This window comes from Shimia marina, assembly GCF_001458175.1.
Lineage (GTDB): Bacteria > Pseudomonadota > Alphaproteobacteria > Rhodobacterales > Rhodobacteraceae > Shimia > Shimia marina.
The window spans coordinates 15,723-36,314 of the sequence record NZ_CYPW01000001.1; the positions used below are offsets into that span (position 1 = coordinate 15,723).

Genomic DNA, 20,592 nt, shown 5'->3' on the forward strand with positions numbered 1-20,592 from the left:
ACGATATAAGCGAGCGTTAACGAAAGTCGCCTGTCGCTTGCACCTCCCCAGTACCCCTAGAATACCGACGTGATACAGATGCAATACCCCACGCGTCCCAGCCGTGGCTGGGCACGTTAACGCTCAGAGCGGTAACATGCTGGTTGACTTGATTTCTTCCATAGAAAGCAAGGCTGTAACGTTGTGCACTTTCACTTCCGAAATCAAAGCTTGATAGAAGCTGTCGTAGGCGCGCGCGTTTTGAACCTGAACTTTCAGGATATAGTCTATGTCGCCCGCCAAACGATGCGCTTCGAGCACTTCAGGGCGCTCTCGCAGCGCCTTCAGGAACTTGGCCTGCCAATCCGCCTCATGTTCGCTGGTGCGGATCAGAACAAAAAAACAGGCATCAAAACCAAGGGCTTCTGCGTCAAGAAGCACTGTTTGCTGGCGGATCACACCAGCTTCTTTGAGTTTACGGATGCGATTCCAAACCGGTGTCTTGGAAGAGCCCACACGTTTGGCAATTTCGTCCAAAGACTGCGCAGCATCCCGTTGCAGCTCGCCGAGAATTTTCTTATCCATATCGTCGATACGCAACGCCATCCCAATTCCCTCGCTTTTTGTGGAACTTTGGCGCACTCCCCGCGCAACGCCAAAACGCATGTTTCTATTTTCCCCCGCATCTGGCGGATTGGCGGGAATATTTCCTATATTCCATTCAAAGTCAAACACCGGAGTCGGCCAAATGCCCCGCGCATTCACACCCAAAGTCATCACCGCCAACGCCCTCCTAGAGGGCGACGTGATTTACTTCACTACAACAGACACTTGGACTCGCGATATGGCTTGCGCTGAACTGCTGACAGACGAAGCACATGCGCAGTTGCGCCTGATCGAGGCACAACAGCAAGTCGACTATGTTGTCGGCGCGTACCTCGCTGATGCCGTCGCTGGAGACAATGGCCCAGAACCAACGCACTTCCGCGAAGAGTTCCGCCGCACTGGGCCGTCAAACTATTTCCACGGAAAACAGGCAGAGACACAGCCGCAGGATGGTCAGACCGTTTAATCGGTCGTCCTTTCAGCAGAAAGAAAAGGTCCCACCCATGTATCAGTATAACGAATTTGACAAAGCCTTTTTGGCTGAGCGCAATCGTCAATTCCGAGCACAGGTAGAACGCCGCATCGCTGGCAATCTGACGGAAGATGAATTCAAGCCTCTACGCTTGATGAACGGGCTGTATCTGCAACTGCACGCATATATGCTGCGTGTCGCCATTCCATACGGCACATTAAGTTCCGACCAGATGGATACGCTCGCCCTACTCGCAGAAAAGTGGGACAAAGGTTATGGGCATTTCACCACACGTCAGAATATTCAATACAACTGGCCAAAGCTCAAAGATGTCCCTGACATGCTGGACGCGCTTGAAAAAGTCGGCATGCATGCCATTCAAACCTCCGGAAACACCATCCGCAACGTGACCGCCGATCACTTCTCCGGCGCTGCAGCAGATGAAGTTGAAGATCCGCGCCCAGTGGCTGAATTGATCCGGCAGTGGTCCACCGATCACCCAGAATTCCAGTTCATGGGGCGTAAATTCAAAATCGCAGTCAGCGCCGGTGCGCAGGATCGTGCCGTGTTGAAAGCGCACGATCTGGCCATTCGCATTGTGAAGAATGAGGCAGGAGAAACCGGTTATCAAGTTCTCGTTGGCGGCGGCTTGGGGCGCACGCCGATGATTGGCAAAGTGCTCAACGACTTTCTGCCACGCGAAGACCTGCTGCCTTACATCGAGGCCACGGTCTCGGTTTGGAACCAAACGGGGCGTCGTGACAACAAATACAAGGCACGCATTAAGATCACCGTGCATGAAACTGGCATCGATGAATTCCGCGCTAAAGTTGAAGAGCGTTACAAATCTGTGCGCCCGACCTTCAAAGGTGTGGATCAAGCCCTGTTTGCGGAGATCAAGCAACACTTTGCCCCTCCCGCATTCCGCGACGCACCGACAGCGGCCTTTGATGCCGCCTATGATGCCGACCCACTGTTTCGCAGCTGGGTTGACACCAACCTGACGGAACATCATGCACCGGGCTATGCCATTGTGACGGTCTCCATCAAAAAGCACGGAGACACCCCCGGCGACGCCTCTGCAGAGCAAATGCGCACTTTGGCGCAAATCGCGCGTGACTACGGCCATGATGAGCTGCGTATTAGCCATGAACAGAACGTTATTCTGCCTCATGTTCACAAGTCCGACCTGCCAGCGATCTACGCTGCGCTGCGCGAAGTTCAGCTACACACCGCGAACATCGGCTTGATCAGTGATATCATCGCCTGCCCCGGCATGGACTATTGTGCGCTTGCCACGGCGCGCTCTATACCTGTTGCACAACAGATTGCCACGCGCTTTGCGGAATTGAAGCTTGAGCATGACATCGGCCATCTGCAAATCAAGATTTCAGGGTGCATCAACGCCTGCGGCCACCACCACGTGGGCCATATCGGCATTCTCGGACTGGATCGTGCTGGCGTTGAGAACTACCAGATCACCTTGGGTGGCGATGCAACATGGGATGCCACAATTGGCCAACGTGCTGGGCCCGGCTTTGCATATGATGAGATTGTCCCCGCAATTGAACGCTTGGTGAACGGGTATCTGGAACTGCGTGACAGCGAGGAGGAAACCTTCCTCCAAACCTATCGCCGTCTGGGCTTGGCGCCATTCAAAACCTACCTCTACCCCGAGGTTCAGGCAAATGCGGCATGATGGTGTAACGCCTCTGACATCCCCTCTGATCACCGGGCAAGCCCCGGGGTCAGAGCGTGTGGATCCGTTAGCGGCGAAAGTAGAGGCACTCAACGCGCGCTACAGGCATCACTCGGCCACCTCCGTAATGGAGGCCGCCCTTAAGGATCCACAAGCCGGGAAACTGGCTTTGGTGTCGTCCTTTGGTGCGGAGTCGGTTGTGCTCTTACATATGGCAGCCATCGTTGATCGCAATATACCAGTGCTGTTTGTTGATACCGAAATGCTATTTGCCGAGACGCTGGTGTATCAGCAAGAGATTGCAGAACGGCTGCACTTGCAAAATGTAACAGTCATTCGCGCCAGCGAAGCAACCATAGCCGCAGAAGATCCGCATGGCACATTGCATCAGCACGACACAGATGCCTGCTGTTCGCTGCGCAAAACGCGGCCTTTACAAAAAGCCCTGCGCGGCTACGATGGCTGGATTACTGGAAGAAAAAGGTTTCAGTCGGGCACCCGGTCTGCTTTGGACTTTTTTGAAGTCGAAGACTTCACAGGGCGCATCAAGGTGAACCCTTTGGCGCACTGGGCACCGGAAGATATCCGTGCATATTTGGAAGAAAACCGCCTGCCTCGGCATCCATTGGTGGCAAAGGGATATCCATCTATTGGATGTGCGCCCTGTACGTCCAAAGTGGCTGAAGGTGAAGATCCACGCTCAGGGCGCTGGCGTGGACAAGACAAAGACGAATGTGGCATCCATTTTGTGAACGGCAAAATGGTGCGAAGCGGAGAAACAGCATGACCGTACTAATCACTGATGAAGGTTTTGGCACCGATGACTGGACCCTCGGCTTTTCGCCGCTAGATGATGCTGCCAATGACGTTGCCGCCTTAGACGTGCCTTCTGACACCGATCCAACAGACGTGATCGACCGCCTATCCGGCGTTCAGATGGTACGGGTGGATTTCCCAAGCTTCGCTGACGGGCGTGGCTTTACCATAGCACGACAGCTACGACTTGCAGGCTTCACCGGACGCTTGCGTGCCAAAGGGCATGTGATTTCGGATCAATATGCCATGGCGCGTCGCTGTGGTTTTGATGAGATCGAAATCTCCGATGAACTTGCTCAACGCCAGCCAGAAAGCGAGTGGAATTTCCGCGCTGACTGGCAAGCTCACGACTATCAGGCGCGCATGCGTGGCTGAAACACATAGCAAAATCACGATGCGAATTGCGATATGTCAAAGTCGCATCGTTGATATAGCTTCAAAACCCTTAAAAAGATGATACATGAGGAGGCGTGGCAATCCCGCCTGTTTTGATATGACTGAGCAAACGCCTGTGACCGAAGAAAAATCTGCAAAAGTGCCAGCCCTTCCCGATGCCCAAACCGTTACGGAAGTAAAGCACTACACTGACCGCCTTTTCTCTTTCCGCTGCACACGACCTTCCACTTTGCGCTTCCGCTCTGGTGAGTTTGTGATGATTGGCCTGATGGGAGACGTAAACCCAAAAACAGGCAAGCAAAAACCACTTCTGCGCGCTTACTCCATCGCATCCCCTGCGTGGGACGATGAAATGGAGTTCTACTCCATCAAGGTGCAAGATGGTCCACTGACATCCAGATTGCAGCACATCAAAGTTGGTGACGAAATCATACTGCGCCCCAAGCCAGTAGGAACACTGGTACATGACGCACTGATTCCGGGCAAACGGATCTGGTTCTTCGCGACTGGCACAGGGTTCGCACCTTTTGCATCTTTGCTCCGAGAGCCTCAAACCTATGAAGACTACGATGAGGTCATCATCACGCACACCTGCCGCGAAGTTGGTGAATTGACCTATGGTCGCGATCTGATTGAAAGCATTCGGAACGACGAAATGCTTGCAGAGTTGATGGGGGAGGACTTCCACAAAAAGATCCGCTACTACCCAACAACCACCCGCGAAGAAAGCGCGAAAATGGGCCGGATCACTGATCTGATCCGCTCCGGAGAGTTGTTTGAAGATCTGGAGATTGACCCCCTCAATCCAGAAAGCGATCGTGCGATGATCTGTGGCAACCTGGCCTTCAACCTTGAGCTCAAAGAACTTCTGGAAGATGCGGGCCTTGAGGAAGGCGCCAACAGCAAGCCAGCGCAATACGTGGTGGAGAAAGCCTTTTTGGACTGATCGTCTTTGCTCTCAGCCACCTAAGGTAAACGCAAAACGCCCTCAATTTCTTGAGGGCGTTTTTTGGTCTTCATGATTTGAGTGAGATTACAGACCCAAAGCTGATTTAGCTTGCTCTAGCGCCGCCGCGAGTGTTTCGGGATTGGCCATCGCAGACTCCAGAGAGCTTTTCAGAGCTGTCTTCTGCAGGTCATTGAGTGCAGAAGCATCGATAAATTCGTTGACTTTGTTCAAGTCAAATCCGTCAGCGGTGAACAAATCCGCAACCGCTTCTGAAGTTGCGGCATCAGATGTAGCCTCAGCCGCGCCGGTAGCCTCTGTAGCGACCTCTTCAGCGGCTTCGGTCGTAGCCTCAACAGCTGTGTTTCCCGCTTGCAGAGCACTTTCAGCAGCTTCGGCTGCTGCGGTGGTCGCATCTTCCACTTCAGCTGCAACCGTATCCGCCACCCCTTGAGCAACCTCTGTTGTCGCGGCAACAGCGCTCTCGGTTGCGGTAACCGCCTCTGCTGCCATTTCCTCGGCGGCTTCCTGAACCGCGTCAACCTGCGTTGCAACGGCCTCTGCAGCCTCGGTCACGTTTTCGGAAACTGCATCAGCAGCGGCTTCAGCTGTCTCGGTCGCGGCCTCTACAACAGCCTCAGTCTGTTCCGCCACCGCTTCTGCAGCTTCATTCACGGCATCTGCCAATGGTGTCTCTTGCTTGGACTGGTCCCAAAGCACGTAACCGACAACGGCTGCACCAGCAGCCACCGCTACCAAAATAAGATTCTTCATCAGATAAACTCCCGTTTTGCCTCTTCGTCCCTCGAGTCTGAGGGGTTCTAAGGGACAGGTCGGCCTTTCAAAGCCTCTTCTCAAGGGGGAAACGGCGATGATTTACATCACGGATCGGGATTCGACGGTTGTAACGGCGCGAAAGCGCGCATAAATTGCGGTCCCAAAGATATCCACCATCGAAGGAACAAAACGATAGCCCGCAGACCTCATAACGCACCGCCTCAGCGTGACACTGGCCCCCGCGTAAACGAACGTATTCGCGCCCCTGAAATCCGCTTGATTGGCGCAGATGGCGACAACGTTGGTGTTGTGCATCCGGCAAAAGCCATGGCAATGGCCGAAGAGGCTGGTCTGGATCTTGTTGAGATTTCTCCAAATGCAAACCCGCCAGTTTGCAAAATTATGGATTTTGGCAAGTTCAAATATGAACAGCAAAAGCGCGAATCCGAGGCGCGCAAAAAGCAGAAGACCATCGAAGTCAAAGAGGTCAAGTTCCGTCCGAACACTGACACACACGACTATGATGTCAAAATGCGCAATGTGATCAAGTTCCTTGAAAACGGCGATAAGGTCAAAGTGACCCTGCGGTTCCGTGGTCGTGAAATGGCGCACCAAAATCTGGGGCGTGAGCTTCTGGAACGCGTTGCAGAAGACATTAAGGAACTGGGCAAAGTTGAGAATATGCCCAAGATGGAAGGCCGCCAGATGATAATGATGATTGGCCCGCTTACGAAATAAAGTACACTTAGTTTTACGTACTTTCAGGAGCCCTTGCATGACGGCATGCAGGGGCTTTTTCATTTCGGCACGAATAATTTACCAATGCCTTGAAGGATGCTCCCCACTATTCCGACTTTTGTTCAGAACCACTGGTGATGTATCCATGAAATTTCAAACACACATTGCAGCATCTCTGCTGGCAGCCACTGCAGCGTCGGCAACCACATTCGAAAGCGGCAATTGGGCTGCAGCGCATGTTGGACATGCCTGTTATGTCTTCACTCAATTTCCTGCAAAACACACATCAGGTGCATTGGTCCTGACCTTCTACAATCAAGGACATAATGCCAGCGTTTCGTACAACTATGCCCAATGGCCCGGAGAAACAGAAGCCCCATGGGGTGCCAACGACTACCCCGCACTAGAGCTTGACGGCGAACCCAGTTGGTTGGGGGATGAAATGTTCACCCACGATGGTCCAGGTGGCTATAGCATCGAAATGACGGATGGCATGCTTTCGGAGTTCATAGGGGCAATAGATGCAACAAAGTCCACCATTGACGTCATGATTGAGCGCGAAAGTCAGAAAGAAACTGTTGTTTTTGGGCGTTTTTCTCCCGAGGGCTTTGGTCAGGCACTCCAACGCGCAGGGGAATGGTGCCAATTTGATCCCAGCAATCTGCCGGTATCATAACAGCAACCAGAACGAAGGCCTCGCGACAAGACTAGGCACGCCCCCCTCGTCTGGCTCTCAGCCATTTGGCTGCCTCTAGCGTGTCAAATGCCAGTGAGATGCCATTCACAACCAAAAGGACCAAGAGAAACTTTGCAAAAGACGACATGGGTTGCTGCCAGATCGTCGGCGTCACTAAAATCCCGACGATAAGAGGCGTCCAGAAAATCAAATGCGGGAGAGCGAGCGCTGAAGAGAATTCCCGCTGGCGCAACAAAATCGGGACATTCGCCAACATCCCCATAATGCATAAAACAGCAATCCAAGTGGCATGAGGATGCGTGCCAACAAATTTGAGAGAAACCAAATTGATCGGCACAAGGATAAACCCCATCCAAAGCCGCACCCACAGTGGAAGTGTTAGGAAACTTGCCCAGATGTCCAGTATCATCCTGCGCTTCTCCAGATAAATGGGGCGCCCGATCGCTCGGCGCCCCTAAGTCACACAAGAATGGCCAGTGCTACGATGCCGCCGCAACCGCACGGCGTGTCAAAACACCCACCAAATGCGCACGGTAAGCTCCCGTGCCATGAAGATCAGAGATCATACCATCTTCTGACAACGTCAACTCAGCAATCGCACCTGCTGTGAAGTTGGTGGACAGCGCAGTTTCCGCTTCCGACCAGCGGAAGACACCGTCTTCAGATGCCCCCGTCACAGCCACCCGAACACCATCCGCGACCTTGGCGACAAACACGCCTACCAAAGCGAAACGAGAGGCCGGTTGTTCAAACTTCTGATAATTAGACGCCTCAGGAATCGGGAAACGCACTTCGGTGATGATCTCTCCCTCTTCAAGGGCAGTGGTGAACATACCTTGGAAGTAGTCATCAGCAGCGATGTGACGCGCGTTTGTCACAATCGTTGCCCCAGCGCCCAATGCGGCCGCCGGATAACAGGCCGCAGGATCATTATTCGCAAGGGAGCCGCCAATTGTGCCACGCGCCCGCACGGCTGGATCGCCGATGCCCCCAGCTAAAGCCGCCAGTCCAGGAAAAACCTCCTCGCCAGAGGCCACCTCCGCATGTGTGGTGGTGCCTCCAATGCAGACGGAACCATCATCTGCAACACAGATACCCTGCATCTCGGCGATCGCCTTCAGGCTGACCACTTTACTTGGACTCGCCAAGCGCTGCTTCATGGTGGGCAAAAGTGTTTGCCCACCTCCCAACGCCAGGACATCTTCCTCTGCAAGCGAAGCAACCGCATCTGCTATGGTCGAGGGTTTTTCAAACTCAAAGTTATACATAGCTGTTTCTCCCTCAGCCGTTCATGGCTTGCCAGACGCGCGAAGGCGAGACCGGCATATCAATGTGAGTGACATCATGTCCCCCGGAGCGCAACGCGTCTACTACCGCGTTGACCACCGCAGGCGGAGACCCAATCGCACCAGCTTCACCGCAGCCCTTAACCCCAAGGGGGTTGTGCGTGCAGGGGGTCTGACTGGAGTGATCCACGCCAAAGAATGGCACATCGCTGGCGCGTGGCATGGCATAGTCCATGTAAGACGCACTCAAGAGCTGGCCATTCTCATCATATGACGCATTCTCCAAAAGCGCCTGACCGATACCTTGCCCAATTCCACCATGCACTTGCCCATCAACAATCATGGGGTTGATAATGTTGCCAAAATCATCCGCTGCATTGAAAGCCTCGATCGTGACCTTGCCGGTGTCTGGATCAACCTCAACTTCGCAGGCATAAGCCCCTGAAGGGTAGGTAAAGTTGGCCGGATCATAAAAGGCCGTTTCTTCCAGTCCCGGCTCAATATCCTCCAGGGGATAATTGTGTGGCACATAGGCTGCCAGAGTTACATCTCCCCAGGCAACGGATTTATCCGTCCCCGCAACGCTGAACGCTCCATCCTTCAGTTCTATATCGGCTTCTGAAGCTTCCATCAGGTGGGCAGCAATCTTTTTGGCCTTGGCAATGATTTTCTCAGTGGCGCGCACCATGGCGGAGCCGCCCACAGCAATGGATCGCGACCCATAGGTGCCCATGCCCATGGGGGTGTTAGCCGTATCCCCATGTTCGATCTCGACCATACTTTCGTCAATACCGATCATTTCGGCAATCACTTGAGGGAAGGATGTCTCATGACCCTGTCCATGGCTATGAGATCCCGTCATCACCACAATGCCGCCTGTGGCATTCACCCGCACCGTAGCGCTTTCATACAGCCCTGCACGCGCACCGAGTTGCCCCACCAGATTGGAGGGGGCAATGCCGCAAGCCTCAATGTAGCAGTTGACACCAAATCCACGCAGCTTGCCCCGCGCTTCACTTTCCTTACGACGCGCCTCGAACCCGGAGATATCGGCCATGCACTCAAGCGCGTCCATTGTGCCGTGATAATCTCCGGTATCATATTCCACCGCGACCGGCGTCGCATAAGGGAATTCGGTGATAAAATTCTGACGTCGTAACGCAATCGGGTCCACCCCAAGCTCAAGCGCAGCTTTGTCAATCAGCCGCTCCAGTTGGTATGTCGCCTCTGGCCGTCCGGCCCCTCGATAGGCGTCTACCGGCACGGTATTTGTGAACACCGCTTTGACATTCACATAAATCAACGGCGTCTTGTAGTTGCCCGCCATCAATGTCCCATGCAGCCAGGTTGGCACAGAGGGCGCAAACGTGGACAGATAGGCCCCCATGTTGGCATGCGTATCCGTCCGTAAAGCCGTAAAATTGTTGTCGGCGTCTAAGGCCAGTTCGATTTTGGTGACATGATCGCGCCCATGCGCATCTGAGATAAAGGCCTCAGAGCGCGTCGATGTCCATTTTACCGCCCGATTCAGCGACTTTGCCGCGAAGGTGCAAAAAGCTTCCTCGGCATAATGGAAGATCTTTGTGCCAAATCCACCGCCGACGTCAGGCGCAACAACGCGCAATTTATGCTCAGGGATGCCCAGCACAAACGCGCCCATGAGAAGGCGGATCACATGTGGGTTTTGACTGGTGGTGTAGAGCGTGCTGTCACCAGTTGCGCGATTAAAGTCACCAATCGCGACCCTCGGTTCCATTGGGTTGGCAATCAAGCGATTGTTCCGCAACTCAAGCGTCGTCACATGCGCTGCCGCTTCAAAAGCCGCATCAACGGCTGGTTTGTTCTCCTCAACAAAGCCCCAATCGTAGCACAGATTGCTCGTCAGATCGTCATGGACCTTGGGCGCGCTCTCCTCCAGAGCGGCCTTCATATCTACCACGGCTGGCAGCTCTTCAAGATCAACATCAATTGCTTCAGCAGCGTCACGCGCCTGCTCGATCGTGTCTGCAACAACGGCAGCTATTTGGTCGCCAACATAGCGGACTTTGCCCTGCGCCAGCACGGGGTGCGCGGGCTCTTGCATAGGTTCACCATGGCGATCTGTCACTTGCCAACCGCAGGGAATACCTCCAATCCCCTCAAAATCGGCACCGGTAAATATACGAACGACCCCCGGCATCGCCGCGGCCGCCGTCGTATCAATGGACCTGATTTTGGCATGTGCGATATCAGAACGCAGAAAATGCACATAGGCCTGTCCATTGATCTGGATGTCATCGGTATAATTGCCGGTTCCGCTTAAAAACCGGACGTCTTCGCGCCGCTTTGGGCTGGCGCCAATGCCATGATCTTTTGGCATGTTTTTCCTCCCTATGGACCAGAGGGGGCTTTGCCCACGCCTCTGATCTCTGATGTCCAACTGCAATGCCTCACGCCTCCTCCAGCGCGGGCGCTCAGTTATTCAGCCGCGATGCTACTCACATCCTGACCACTCGCCGCCATGATAGCCTTGACGATATTGTGGTAGCCCGTGCAGCGACAGATATTGCCCTCAAGATGATGACGTACTTCTGCTTCGGTCGGCTGCGGATTGGTCTTCAATAGGTCTGCGGCAGACATGATCATACCCGGCGTGCAGAACCCGCATTGCAAACCATGATGGTCCTGAAAGGCCTGCTGCAAGGCATTCAAAGTGCCATCTGCGGCCGCCTGCCCTTCGATGGTAGCCACGTCGGCACCATCAGCCTCCATAGCAAGCATTGTGCAAGATTTCACCGCAACGCCATCGACATGCACGACACAGGCACCACATTGGCTTGTATCGCAACCAACATGTGTTCCCGTAAGTCCAAGCGTTTCGCGTAGAAACTGACTCAACAAGGTACGCCCTTCTGCTTCGCCGGACATTTCCTTGCCATTCACGGTCATTTTGACCTGTGACATTGGCTCCTCCCAATTTTGAGTTGGCTATTGGCCAAGAGTAAAGCAGCCCCTCATGAACTTGAGAAGGTGGTATTTCAGCCAATGGGAGAGAACGGTCGTAGACATTGGTCGTAGCTGCGCGTGCAGCAGCCTCGATCAAATACCTTTTTCACGCGGCATCGGGCGTGTCGGAATTTCTTTCAGCAATCCGCCAACCCCCATGGCTGCTATATCGTCATGGCTGACGTCCAATCCACAGACGACACGTTCCAACACCCAATCAGCGCCATTCAATGCGGACGAGCGCGCGCAACCAGGCAAGCCAATGACGGGCTTGTCGCCAATACGTCCCAAGAAGAGGAGATTTCCTGGGTCCACCGGCATGCCAAACCGTTCGACCTCTCCTCCTGCCGAGCGCACCGCCTCAGGCGCGACATCACGCGGATCGGAGGTGGCAGACGCGGTTAGAATGAAAATGACGTCCCCGACCGTTGAAGAGACCGCAGACGCGATATCTGCGACCGTATGGGGCACCAACACTCGCGGCGTCAGCCCCATCTCCATGCGTTCAACACGCCCGGCCATTGCACGACGTCCCTTATCAGAAGGCACATCACCGATCGTTGTCTCAATCAAAGTTGCCGTTTTGAAGGCTGGTCGACACAAGGTAACAGCGCCCTCGGCAATAGAAGCCGCTGCCTTTAAAGCCTCATCCGACACCGCGTAGGCGATAATCTTAATCGTCGCGATCATCCCACCGGCATCCACGCGGTGGTGATCTGGCACGGTTGCAATGGTGATCATCGGCTCGACGGCATTGATTTGGTGCACCGTATCAATATTGACCCGGATCAAACCACAACGCTCCGCATAAAGATTGACCCGCCCAGCGCCAGCCGCAGTCATCCGAATGCCAACAGATGCTCCCAAAACGGCTTGGGCAAGGGTCTCAGCCGCCGTATCTTCATCCACATCTCCATCTTCAAGACGCGCAACCGTAACCTCTGCAATGCCTGCTGCGCGCAGATCTTCGATATGAGATTGCAAAAGCTGTGTGCCCTTTGGAATTCTCTTACCAGCGATAAGAGAATGCGCCAGCACAGCGCCAACCGCCTCCTCAATGGCAACCGCTCCGAACTTCATGCGCCTGTCCTCAGCACCAGCAACATTTCCGCCATAATGGAGACCGCAATCTCAGCGGGGCTCGCCGCGCCAATGTCCAAGCCAATCGGACCATGAATGCGCGCAAGAACACTTGGGGCAAACCCAGCACTTTCAAGCCTCTCCAAACGTTTGGCATGTGTGCGCGAACTGCCAAGCGCCCCGATATAAAACGCCTCAGAACGCAGTCCGATGTGCAATGCAGGGTCATCCAACTTGGGATCATGCGTCAACAAAACCAACGCGGTGCGCGCATCCACTCCAAGGTGCTGCAAGGCCTCATCCGGCCAGTCATCCAAAATGGTTTCTCCCGGAAAACGCGCTTCCGAGCCAAACGCGGAGCGCGGATCCACAACAATGGGATCAAAGCCGGCAAGCCGTGCCATAGGGATCAAAGCCTGCGCAATATGAACCGCTCCGACCACAACAAGACGCAGAGGCGGATTGTGAATCGCAACAAAGGTACCATTCTCCTCAAGCCCTGAGCGATCCATGCGAAAGCGTGCTTCAAAACCGTCATAGAGCAATGTCCCGCCGCCGGTGCGAGGATTGACCACATAAGCCACGGCTTTGCGCGCGGCGCGTGCTGCCACAAGTTCGGTCAAAACGGCCTCCGGCAAAACCTGCCCAACAGGCTCCACCAGCACTTTGATTGTGCCGCCACAGGCCAAGCCAACCGCAAAAGCATCGCCATCAGAGACACCGAACTCCAACAGCGCACTCTTACCGGTTTCAATGGCTTCCATCGCTTCGACCATCACGGCGCCCTCGACGCAACCACCAGAGACAGAGCCTTCTATCTGCCCATCACCAGACACAACCATCTGCGCGCCGACACGACGCGGAGCGGACCCCCATGTTTCCACAACCGTCGCAAGCGCCGCGCCCTTACCGGAGCGGTGCCAATCCAACGCCAGCTCTGGCGCGCCGATCTGCATCTCTGTCATGCTATCCCCTATATTTCGTGATGACTTGGGCTGCTTCGCAGCAAAGAACAAGCAAACTCTTGAACGCTCCCAAGATATACAGCCGGTTCACAGTCATTCCAGCGCTCGCAACAGACGCGCCTTTTCGCCAACATCGTCAGGCTTTGCCAGTGCCTCGGCAAGCGCCTCAATGGAGGCGATGGAGTGGCCTGCGCGAAAACTGTCCACATGCGGCAACATCGCGCGAATACCCTGTGCTTTGGCGGCAAAACCTTCCCAGCGCAACAAAGGATTAAGCCAGATCAAACGGCGCGCGGACAAACGTAAGCGTTTCATTTCTTTTGCAAGAGCATCAGGAGCCCCACGGTCCAATCCATCAGTGATGATCAAGACCACAGCCCCCTGCCCCATCACGCGCCGAGACCAATCCCGATTGAAAGCATGCAAGCATTCCCCAATACGGGTTCCCCCCGCCCAATCCTGCGCCTCCGCGCCAGCAGCAGTCAAAGCAGCATCAACATCTTTTGTCGCCAAGTGGCGCGTGATGTTTGTGAGCTGTGTGCCAAAAGTGAACCCGTGGACTTTTGCCCACCCCGCCCCTTTGTGATTGGCTACGGCATGCAAAAAATGCAGCACCATACGGCTATATTGGCTCATCGAACCCGATATATCGCAGATCACGACTAAATTGGGCCAACGCTCACTTCGGTCTTTGTGTTTGAGATTGGAGACATTTCCGCCATGTCGCATCGCGTGCTTTAACGTGGCGCGCCAATCCAATTGACGGCCACGGGCGGCGACCTGCGTACGGCGGGATGCAATGGGGTCTACCGGCAAAGTAAGCCTTGAAAGCATGCGCTTGGCTTGCGCAATTTCTTCCGTGCTCATTTGCTCAAAATCCAAAGTGCGCAGCTTTTCTTCCGAGGACATGGTCATGGAAGCATCAAGTTCTATCTCTGTGCCCTGCTCCTCATGCTGCCCCTCCGGAACGGTCTGATCAAACCCATCCAGCAAAGCTTCTGCCGCACGTTTTTCGCCAGCTTGTGTCGCACGATCCTCCTGCACTCCGCGCACGGCGGGTAGCATCATGGACATCATATGTTCCAAAAACCTTGGATCCCGCCAATAGAGCCGAAACACCTGTGCAAACACGACGCGATGCTCCGGTCGGGACACGAAGCAGGCATGAAGTGTCCAATAGAAGTCTTCTTTGCTGGTGAACCCCGCGGCCTCGACTGCACGGATCGCATCCAGCAAACGCCCTGTCCCGATCGGTAAACCCGCTTTGCGCAGAGCGCGCGCAAACCAAGTGATATTATGCGTGAGCTTGGGTTCATCGGGAAGTGACAGAGGAAGATATTCAGCCATCTCGCGCGATGGGGAAACGCCATCCCCACTCCCTTCGCACTCCCTTCAGAAAGCCGATCATCAGACCGGATCCAATGCAGCACGGGTTTCGTCCAGCAAGCGTTTGGCTTCTGAGCCCTGAAGTTTGGCGATATCATCCTGATATTTAAGAACCGCACCCAATGTGTCCGCAATCACCTCAGGACTAAGCGTGAGAACATCCAATGCGAGCAGACATTTGGCCCAATCAATGGTTTCTGCGACTCCAGGCTTTTTGAAGAGGTCTTCCGTGCGCAAACGCTGCACAAATCCCACAACTTCGCGGCTGAGACTCTCCGCGACCTCAGGCGCGCGCGTCTCTAGAATTTCGAGTTCTCTGTCAAATTCCGGGTAATCCACCCAATGATAGAGGCATCGGCGTTTCAGCGCATCATGCACTTCGCGCGTGCGATTGGAGGTCAAAATAACAATGGGGGGCTGCGGGGCCTTAATGGTGCCGATTTCGGGAATGGTGACCTGAAAATCACTGAGCGCCTCCAAGAGGAAGGCTTCAAAGGGCTCATCCGTGCGATCAAGCTCATCAATCAGCAGGACTGGCGCCCCTGAAGGGTCAGGGCGCATTGCCTTTAAAAGCGGACGTTCCAGCAAGTACCCTGGGCCAAAGAGCTCTTCTTGCAACGATGCGCGATCCGCCTGTCCGCTGGCTTCTGCTGTCCGAATAGCCACCATCTGCGCGGCGAAGTTCCATTCATAGACCGCACTTGAAGCATCTAAACCTTCGTAGCACTGCAAACGGATAAGGCTGCGACCAAGGGCTGAGGCAAGTGCCTTGGCAATTTCTGTCTTGCCAACACCCGCTTCCCCCTCAAGGAAGATCGGACGCCCCAACCGCAGCGCCAAGAACACAACAGTGGCGAGCGGGCGGGCGCAGACATATCCTTCTTCTGCCAGCATGGCCTGCACCGCATCAATGCTTTCAATTTCAGACATGGGGCCTCGTTTTCTCTTGTGCTGACAGGAATAGGGTCGCGACAGGCTGCACAGGCCCAAGCCATAGGTCAACGGTCAGCAGACGAGACAAAAGTTGTAGAAAAGGTCACAGCTCCCTATTTTTGCCGCAAATGGATGGTAACATTTAGGCCAAGAGCATTTGAAAGACCAATTTATAAGGTCCCGGGGCGCAAGGAACAGGATATGCAGGACTCTCCCAATGGGTTTGAGACCCCGATGCTGGGTTTGACGAAGGTGGCTTGGCTGCAACAGCTCGAACAGGTCGCCCAAAACCATGGTGGCTTTGAAGCACTTGGCACCCGTCACTGGGCAAGCTTTGTTGAGGATAAGCCGGTTCTTCTTGTGACATTCGAGACCATTGAGACCATTCAGAAACGCGGTGATACCGGCCAACCCTTGGGTTGGGAACTGGTGCGCGAATTGGGCTGGTCTCATCTCAGCTTGGTCAGTGACGGGGAGACTTGGTTTCGCGACCCTGCGGTCTACGCCTATTTCGATCGCCTTGCGGATGATGGGTTTTTCGATGAGTTTGAAGAGGTTGTCTTCTATGGCGCAGGCTCTTGCGGCTATGCTGCAGCTGCCTTTTCAATTGCCTCTCCTGATGCGCAGGTGATTGCGCTACAGCCACAAGCCACGCTCTCGCCGCGCTTAACGCCATGGGATAGGCGCTTTTCACACAGTCGCAAAGTCAGCTTTGAAGGCCGATATGGCTTTGCCCCAGAAATGGCCTCTGCGGCGGACCGGTGCTTTGTGATCTATGATCCAAAAGTGGATCATGACGCCATGCACGCCACGTTGTTTCTACGCGAGAATACAGTTCTGCTTCCCACGCCCTATCTTGGGGACGAGATCGAGAAAGACTTGCTTGAAATGCAAATCCTCTTCCGCATTCTGGTGAAAGCCGGGGCTGGCACATTGAGCCGCCGGGCCTTTTATAAGCTATACCGCGCAAGGCGTGGCCATTCGCCGTACCTCAACCGCCTGCTTGATGCGGTCAATCGGAAGAAGCGCCCCTTTGTGTCGGCACTTCTTTGCGCCAATGTGGCCCGACGTTTGCGGGAACCCCGCTTCCTGCGCCACCTGAATGGGTTGGTACAAGCAGCAGATCAAGGGCGGCTGGCCAGCTAAACCGTGCCATTTTTTGCCAATGCGACATAGATCAGACTAGCCAGTCCCGTCGGCTTTGTGTAAGCCGCGCTCATGACCCAAAACCTGACCATTGCCCGCCCCGATGACTGGCATCTGCATCTGCGCGATGGCGCAATGCTGGAAGCTGTTCTGCCCGAAACCGCGCGTCATTTTGGGCGTGCGATCATCATGCCAAATTTGGTGCCCCCTGTGGTGACAGGTGCGCAGGCTGCCGCCTATAAAGACCGCATCATGGCGGCATTGCCCGAGGATATGCAATTTGAGCCGCTGATGACGCTCTACCTGACGGAAGACAGCGATCCCGAAGATATAGCAGCCGCGCATGCCTCCGGGTTGATCAAATCCGTTAAGCTCTACCCGGCAGGGGCCACAACGAACTCCGCCAGCGGCGTATCCGATTTCAAAAACGTGCGTGCCGCACTGGATAAAATGGCCGAGATCGGGCTCCCGCTCTGTGTGCATGGTGAGGTCACCGACCATGACATTGATATTTTCGACCGCGAGGCGGTGTTTATTGATCGCGTGCTTGACCCGATCCGCAAGGCCACACCGGGTCTGCGCGTTGTAATGGAACATATCACAACCAAAGACGGTGTTGCCTATGTGCGTGACAATGCGCGCGATCTGGGCGCAACGATCACCACACACCACCTGATCATCAACCGCAACCACATCCTCGTGGGCGGCATCAAACCGCATTATTATTGCCTGCCTGTGGCCAAACGTGAGGAGCACCGTCTGGCGCTGCGCGAGGCGGCCACTTCTGGGGATGCGCGGTTTTTCCTTGGCACTGATAGTGCGCCGCATCTTGATGGCGACAAGGAAAGCGCCTGTGGGTGTGCGGGCTGCTTCACGGCAACCAACACAATGGCGCTCTTGGCGCATGTGTTTGAAGAAGACGGCAAGCTTGAAAACCTTGAAGCCTTTGCAAGCCGAAATGGCCCCGGCTTTTATGGTCTGCCAGTGAATGATGGCACAATCACCCTCACCAAAAACGAACAAGCCACGGTTTTTCCTGACAAAATCGAGAGCGCGAATGGCCCGGTCACAGTGTTTGATCCCGGCTATGACGTGTTCTGGACCGTTGCTGACTAAGACATCCTGCTGCCAAAGGACCCAAATATGATCCCGACTGCTTTCCCGCCAAAAGAAGAAATCGCCCGCCTGACCGCCCGCATGCTGCTGGAAATTGGTGCAGTGAACTTCAACACCGATGAGCCCTACACGCTGGCCTCTGGCCTGCCGTCCCCGAGCTACATCGATTGCCGCAAGCTGATTTCTTTCCCGCGCATCCGCGCCACATTGATGGATTTCATGACCGTCACCGTCATGCGCGAAGCCGGTTTTGAAGCCTTTGACAACATCGCAGGCGGCGAAACGGCCGGCATTCCTTTTGCGGCTTTGGTCGCAGAGCGCATGGCGCTGCCGATGACATATGTGCGCAAGAAACCAAAAGGTTATGGTAAAAACGCGCGTATTGAAGGCGCGATGAGTGAAGGCGAGCGCGTGCTCTTGGTTGAAGATCTGACCACGGATGGCGGCTCTAAGCTTTCCTTTGTGGATGCGATCCGGGACACCGGCGCCAGCTGTGCCAACACGGCGGTGATTTTCTACTATGACATCTTTCCAGAGACCGAGAAAACACTGGGCGATCACGGCGTGGCGCTGCACTACCTCTGCACCTGGTGGGATGTGCTTGCCGAAGCCAAAGCGCAGGGTGTGTTCTCGGACGAGACGCTCAATGAAGTTGAGAGCTTCCTGAAAGACCCGCGCGCGTGGCAAGAGGCGCGCAAAAACAGCTGATTTCCGCCTAAACTGGTGGCGCGTGCCGGAAGATTGACTGCGCGCGCATACCAAATATTGACGGGACGCTGTTTGCAGTGACAGTATGATGTGGCATTGAGTTATCCACAGGCTGTCCACAAAAACATACAATTTGCCCAGTGAAAACTCGGTCGCTAGAACCGGATACGCTGGTTGTTTGGGGGCGTGACATGAACGAAATCGCGAATATCAATCCTGACTCCACAGAGGCCGCAAGCCCGGATCCGGTGCCCCATTCTCTGGAGGCGGAACAGCAGCTTCTGGGTGCTATTCTGACGAACAACGATATCTTTGATAAAGTTGCCTCGATCATCACCTCCAAGCACTTCTACGAACCTGTGCATGCCCGCATTTATGAGATTGCGGCCGCGCGGATTGCCAAGAACAACCTCGCCTCCCCGGTGACGCTGAAAGCCTTTATGGAAGACGATCCCGGTTTGATCGAACTGGGCGGTCCGGCCTATCTGGTACGCCTGGCGGGTGCAGCGATTTCTTCTTTTGCTGCAGCGGATTACGCTCAGATGATCTATGACATGGCGATGCGCCGTGAGCTGATCGAGTTGGGCAACAACATCGCTTCCCGCGCCAAAGTGGCTGACATCAAACTTGAACCTAAAGAGCAGATCGTTCAGGCGGAACAGGCGCTTTATAAACTCTCTGAACAGGGGTCAGCGGAGCGCGGCTATGTAAGCTTCCTGAAGGCCGTCACAGAGGCGGTCAACACCGCCAACGCGGCCTATCAGCGCGAAGGTGGTCTGGCCGGGATTTCCACCGGTCTGATTGACCTCGACAAGAAGCTGGGCGGCCTGCACCCTTCCGACCTTCTGATCCTCGCGGGACGCCCTTCTATGGGCAAAACCTCCCTTGCGACTAACATCGCGTTCAACGTCGCCAAAGCCTATAAAAAGGGTTTAAAACCAGATGGTTCCGAGGGGGCCATTGAGGGCGGCGTTGTCGCTTTCTGTAGCCTTGAGATGTCTGCTGAGCAATTGGCGGCGCGGATTTTGTCGGAGGCGGCGGAGATCCCTTCTGAGCAGATCCGTAAAGGGGATATGACCGAAGAGGAATTCCGTCGATTTGTGCAAGCAGCCAAGGATCTTGAGGCCTGCCCGCTGTTTATTGACGACACTCCGGCCCTGCCCATTGCGCAGCTCGCGGCACGGGCGCGGCGCTTGAAACGGACCCATGGTCTTGATGTCCTGATCATCGACTATCTGCAGCTGTGCCGCGGCACCGCCGACAACCGGGTGCAGGAAATCGCCGAGATTTCCATGGGCATGAAGGCCATCGCCAAAGAGCTCAACATTCCGGTGATTGCCCTGTCTCAGCTGTCACGTACGGTGGAGAGTCGTGACGATAAACGCCCTCAGCTCAGTGACTTGCGGGAATCTGGATCGATTGAGCAGGACGCCGATGTGGTGATGTTCGTGTTCCGCGAAGAATACTATGTGGAGCGGGAAAAACCCTCTGATGACCGGTTGGATGAGATGGCCGCCTGGCAGGAACGCATGGAGCGGCTGCATGGGAAGGCTGAGGTGATCCTCGGCAAGCAGCGTCACGGTCCGATTGGCACGGTGGAGCTCAGCTTTGAGGGGCAGTTCACCCGCTTTGGCAACCTTGTGCAGCCCTGGCAGCAATCCGGCGGCGGCGACGAGTTCTGATTTTTCGCCAGAGCGAATCAAAGTGTTAACGCGCCTTTTTGGGAAAAACGGGCCATCGGTATCGCGTCGGTATTCCGGCGGTATCGCGTAGGTGGATTTTTCCAAAAGGCGCGGATTGGCGTTTGTTTCACCACAGTGCGCCCCTTCCCCTAAAAACGAAACGCCTTTGGCCTTGACCT

The 20,592-nt window shown here is 54.9% G+C and carries 21 protein-coding genes; 11 read left to right on the forward strand and 10 right to left on the reverse strand.

From position 1 onward, the window contains the following. Positions 1–123: 123 nt before the first annotated feature. Positions 124–585 carry an Lrp/AsnC family transcriptional regulator gene (locus SHM7688_RS00060; protein WP_058238136.1) on the reverse strand — a complete coding sequence of 154 codons (462 nt, stop codon included), beginning with the start codon at positions 583–585 and terminating at the stop codon, positions 124–126. Between the two features lie 142 nt (positions 586–727). Between SHM7688_RS00060 and SHM7688_RS00065 the strand changes: the two genes are divergently transcribed. The 5 genes from SHM7688_RS00065 (at position 728) to SHM7688_RS00085 (ending at position 4,914) form a co-directional block, all read left to right on the forward strand. Then, positions 728–1,051, forward strand: coding sequence for a DUF2849 domain-containing protein (locus tag SHM7688_RS00065; protein WP_058237983.1), 324 nt, complete (start codon positions 728–730; stop codon positions 1,049–1,051). 37 nt (positions 1,052–1,088) lie between these two features. Beyond that, positions 1,089–2,756: a nitrite/sulfite reductase gene (locus SHM7688_RS00070; protein ID WP_058237984.1), complete on the forward strand. Its 1,668-nt coding sequence runs from the start codon at positions 1,089–1,091 to the stop codon at positions 2,754–2,756. Further along, positions 2,746–3,543: a phosphoadenylyl-sulfate reductase gene (locus SHM7688_RS00075; RefSeq protein WP_083498790.1), complete on the forward strand. Its 798-nt coding sequence runs from the start codon at positions 2,746–2,748 to the stop codon at positions 3,541–3,543. Before SHM7688_RS00070 ends, SHM7688_RS00075 begins: the two co-directional genes overlap by 11 nt. Then, positions 3,540–3,947, forward strand: coding sequence for a DUF934 domain-containing protein (locus tag SHM7688_RS00080; RefSeq protein WP_058237985.1), 408 nt, complete (start codon positions 3,540–3,542; stop codon positions 3,945–3,947). Before SHM7688_RS00075 ends, SHM7688_RS00080 begins: the two co-directional genes overlap by 4 nt. 118 nt (positions 3,948–4,065) lie before the next feature. Further along, a complete protein-coding gene (locus SHM7688_RS00085) occupies positions 4,066–4,914 on the forward strand; it encodes a ferredoxin--NADP reductase (protein WP_058237986.1) in 849 nt (282 codons plus the stop codon). Between the two features lie 87 nt (positions 4,915–5,001). Here the strand turns inward: SHM7688_RS00085 and SHM7688_RS00090 are convergent, their stop codons facing one another. Beyond that, positions 5,002–5,688, reverse strand: coding sequence for a hypothetical protein (locus tag SHM7688_RS00090; RefSeq protein WP_058237987.1), 687 nt, complete (start codon positions 5,686–5,688; stop codon positions 5,002–5,004). 279 nt (positions 5,689–5,967) lie between these two features. Between SHM7688_RS00090 and infC the strand changes: the two genes are divergently transcribed. Then, positions 5,968–6,429 carry a translation initiation factor IF-3 gene (gene infC / locus SHM7688_RS00095; RefSeq protein WP_317510496.1) on the forward strand — a complete coding sequence of 154 codons (462 nt, stop codon included), beginning with the start codon at positions 5,968–5,970 and terminating at the stop codon, positions 6,427–6,429. Positions 6,430–6,574: 145 nt separating this feature from the next. After that, positions 6,575–7,105: a hypothetical protein gene (locus tag SHM7688_RS00100; RefSeq protein ID WP_058237989.1), complete on the forward strand. Its 531-nt coding sequence runs from the start codon at positions 6,575–6,577 to the stop codon at positions 7,103–7,105. Positions 7,106–7,136: 31 nt separating this feature from the next. On the opposite strand, the gene SHM7688_RS00105 is transcribed toward SHM7688_RS00100, so the two are convergent. The 8 genes from SHM7688_RS00105 to SHM7688_RS00140 form a co-directional block, all read right to left on the reverse strand. Further along, the gene (locus tag SHM7688_RS00105) at positions 7,137–7,535 is read right to left on the reverse strand and encodes a hypothetical protein (RefSeq protein ID WP_058237990.1); all 399 of its coding nucleotides are present in this window, start codon (positions 7,533–7,535) and stop codon (positions 7,137–7,139) included. 70 nt (positions 7,536–7,605) lie between these two features. Next, complete coding sequence (locus tag SHM7688_RS00110) at positions 7,606–8,394, reverse strand: FAD binding domain-containing protein (RefSeq protein ID WP_058237991.1); 789 nt, start codon at positions 8,392–8,394, stop codon at positions 7,606–7,608. A 13-nt stretch (positions 8,395–8,407) separates the two neighbouring features. Next, positions 8,408–10,771 carry a xanthine dehydrogenase family protein molybdopterin-binding subunit gene (locus SHM7688_RS00115; protein ID WP_058237992.1) on the reverse strand — a complete coding sequence of 788 codons (2,364 nt, stop codon included), beginning with the start codon at positions 10,769–10,771 and terminating at the stop codon, positions 8,408–8,410. A 98-nt stretch (positions 10,772–10,869) separates the two neighbouring features. Then, positions 10,870–11,355, reverse strand: coding sequence for a (2Fe-2S)-binding protein (locus SHM7688_RS00120; protein ID WP_058237993.1), 486 nt, complete (start codon positions 11,353–11,355; stop codon positions 10,870–10,872). A 135-nt stretch (positions 11,356–11,490) separates the two neighbouring features. Further along, positions 11,491–12,477: a molybdopterin-binding protein gene (locus tag SHM7688_RS00125; protein ID WP_058237994.1), complete on the reverse strand. Its 987-nt coding sequence runs from the start codon at positions 12,475–12,477 to the stop codon at positions 11,491–11,493. After that, positions 12,474–13,442: an XdhC family protein gene (locus SHM7688_RS00130; RefSeq protein ID WP_058237995.1), complete on the reverse strand. Its 969-nt coding sequence runs from the start codon at positions 13,440–13,442 to the stop codon at positions 12,474–12,476. The genes SHM7688_RS00125 and SHM7688_RS00130 overlap by 4 nt, the downstream gene beginning before the upstream one ends. Before the next feature lie 93 nt (positions 13,443–13,535). After that, the gene (locus tag SHM7688_RS00135) at positions 13,536–14,789 is read right to left on the reverse strand and encodes a vWA domain-containing protein (protein WP_058237996.1); all 1,254 of its coding nucleotides are present in this window, start codon (positions 14,787–14,789) and stop codon (positions 13,536–13,538) included. 60 nt (positions 14,790–14,849) lie between these two features. Then, positions 14,850–15,758, reverse strand: coding sequence for an AAA family ATPase (locus SHM7688_RS00140; RefSeq protein WP_058237997.1), 909 nt, complete (start codon positions 15,756–15,758; stop codon positions 14,850–14,852). Between the two features lie 204 nt (positions 15,759–15,962). On the opposite strand from SHM7688_RS00140, the gene SHM7688_RS00145 reads away from it, so the two are divergent. From SHM7688_RS00145 to SHM7688_RS00160, 4 genes are all read left to right on the forward strand, one after another. Further along, entirely contained in the window at positions 15,963–16,907 is a 945-nt protein-coding gene (locus tag SHM7688_RS00145; RefSeq protein ID WP_058237998.1) for a hypothetical protein, read from the forward strand. A gap of 72 nt (positions 16,908–16,979) precedes the next feature. After that, complete coding sequence (gene pyrC, locus SHM7688_RS00150) at positions 16,980–18,023, forward strand: dihydroorotase (protein ID WP_058237999.1); 1,044 nt, start codon at positions 16,980–16,982, stop codon at positions 18,021–18,023. 27 nt (positions 18,024–18,050) lie between these two features. Beyond that, a complete protein-coding gene (locus SHM7688_RS00155) occupies positions 18,051–18,731 on the forward strand; it encodes an orotate phosphoribosyltransferase (protein WP_058238000.1) in 681 nt (226 codons plus the stop codon). Positions 18,732–18,922: 191 nt separating this feature from the next. Further along, entirely contained in the window at positions 18,923–20,413 is a 1,491-nt protein-coding gene (locus tag SHM7688_RS00160) for a replicative DNA helicase (protein ID WP_058238001.1), read from the forward strand. Positions 20,414–20,592: the final 179 nt, after the last annotated feature.

What these genes read in the sequence shown, in the direction of transcription:
- SHM7688_RS00060 (WP_058238136.1), bottom strand. Translation starts at nt 585, where the DNA reads ATGGCGTTGCGTATCGACGATATGGATAAGAAAATTCTCGGCGAGCTG.
- SHM7688_RS00065 (WP_058237983.1), top strand. Translation starts at nt 728, where the DNA reads ATGCCCCGCGCATTCACACCCAAAGTCATCACCGCCAACGCCCTCCTA.
- SHM7688_RS00070 (WP_058237984.1), top strand. Translation starts at nt 1,089, where the DNA reads ATGTATCAGTATAACGAATTTGACAAAGCCTTTTTGGCTGAGCGCAAT.
- SHM7688_RS00075 (WP_083498790.1), top strand. Translation starts at nt 2,746, where the DNA reads ATGCGGCATGATGGTGTAACGCCTCTGACATCCCCTCTGATCACCGGG.
- SHM7688_RS00080 (WP_058237985.1), top strand. Translation starts at nt 3,540, where the DNA reads ATGACCGTACTAATCACTGATGAAGGTTTTGGCACCGATGACTGGACC.
- SHM7688_RS00085 (WP_058237986.1), top strand. Translation starts at nt 4,066, where the DNA reads ATGACTGAGCAAACGCCTGTGACCGAAGAAAAATCTGCAAAAGTGCCA.
- SHM7688_RS00090 (WP_058237987.1), bottom strand. Translation starts at nt 5,688, where the DNA reads ATGAAGAATCTTATTTTGGTAGCGGTGGCTGCTGGTGCAGCCGTTGTC.
- SHM7688_RS00100 (WP_058237989.1), top strand. Translation starts at nt 6,575, where the DNA reads ATGAAATTTCAAACACACATTGCAGCATCTCTGCTGGCAGCCACTGCA.
- SHM7688_RS00105 (WP_058237990.1), bottom strand. Translation starts at nt 7,535, where the DNA reads ATGATACTGGACATCTGGGCAAGTTTCCTAACACTTCCACTGTGGGTG.
- SHM7688_RS00110 (WP_058237991.1), bottom strand. Translation starts at nt 8,394, where the DNA reads ATGTATAACTTTGAGTTTGAAAAACCCTCGACCATAGCAGATGCGGTT.
- SHM7688_RS00115 (WP_058237992.1), bottom strand. Translation starts at nt 10,771, where the DNA reads ATGCCAAAAGATCATGGCATTGGCGCCAGCCCAAAGCGGCGCGAAGAC.
- SHM7688_RS00120 (WP_058237993.1), bottom strand. Translation starts at nt 11,355, where the DNA reads ATGTCACAGGTCAAAATGACCGTGAATGGCAAGGAAATGTCCGGCGAA.
- SHM7688_RS00125 (WP_058237994.1), bottom strand. Translation starts at nt 12,477, where the DNA reads ATGAAGTTCGGAGCGGTTGCCATTGAGGAGGCGGTTGGCGCTGTGCTG.
- SHM7688_RS00130 (WP_058237995.1), bottom strand. Translation starts at nt 13,442, where the DNA reads ATGACAGAGATGCAGATCGGCGCGCCAGAGCTGGCGTTGGATTGGCAC.
- SHM7688_RS00135 (WP_058237996.1), bottom strand. Translation starts at nt 14,789, where the DNA reads ATGGCTGAATATCTTCCTCTGTCACTTCCCGATGAACCCAAGCTCACG.
- SHM7688_RS00140 (WP_058237997.1), bottom strand. Translation starts at nt 15,758, where the DNA reads ATGTCTGAAATTGAAAGCATTGATGCGGTGCAGGCCATGCTGGCAGAA.
- SHM7688_RS00145 (WP_058237998.1), top strand. Translation starts at nt 15,963, where the DNA reads ATGCAGGACTCTCCCAATGGGTTTGAGACCCCGATGCTGGGTTTGACG.
- pyrC (WP_058237999.1), top strand. Translation starts at nt 16,980, where the DNA reads ATGACCCAAAACCTGACCATTGCCCGCCCCGATGACTGGCATCTGCAT.
- SHM7688_RS00155 (WP_058238000.1), top strand. Translation starts at nt 18,051, where the DNA reads ATGATCCCGACTGCTTTCCCGCCAAAAGAAGAAATCGCCCGCCTGACC.
- SHM7688_RS00160 (WP_058238001.1), top strand. Translation starts at nt 18,923, where the DNA reads ATGAACGAAATCGCGAATATCAATCCTGACTCCACAGAGGCCGCAAGC.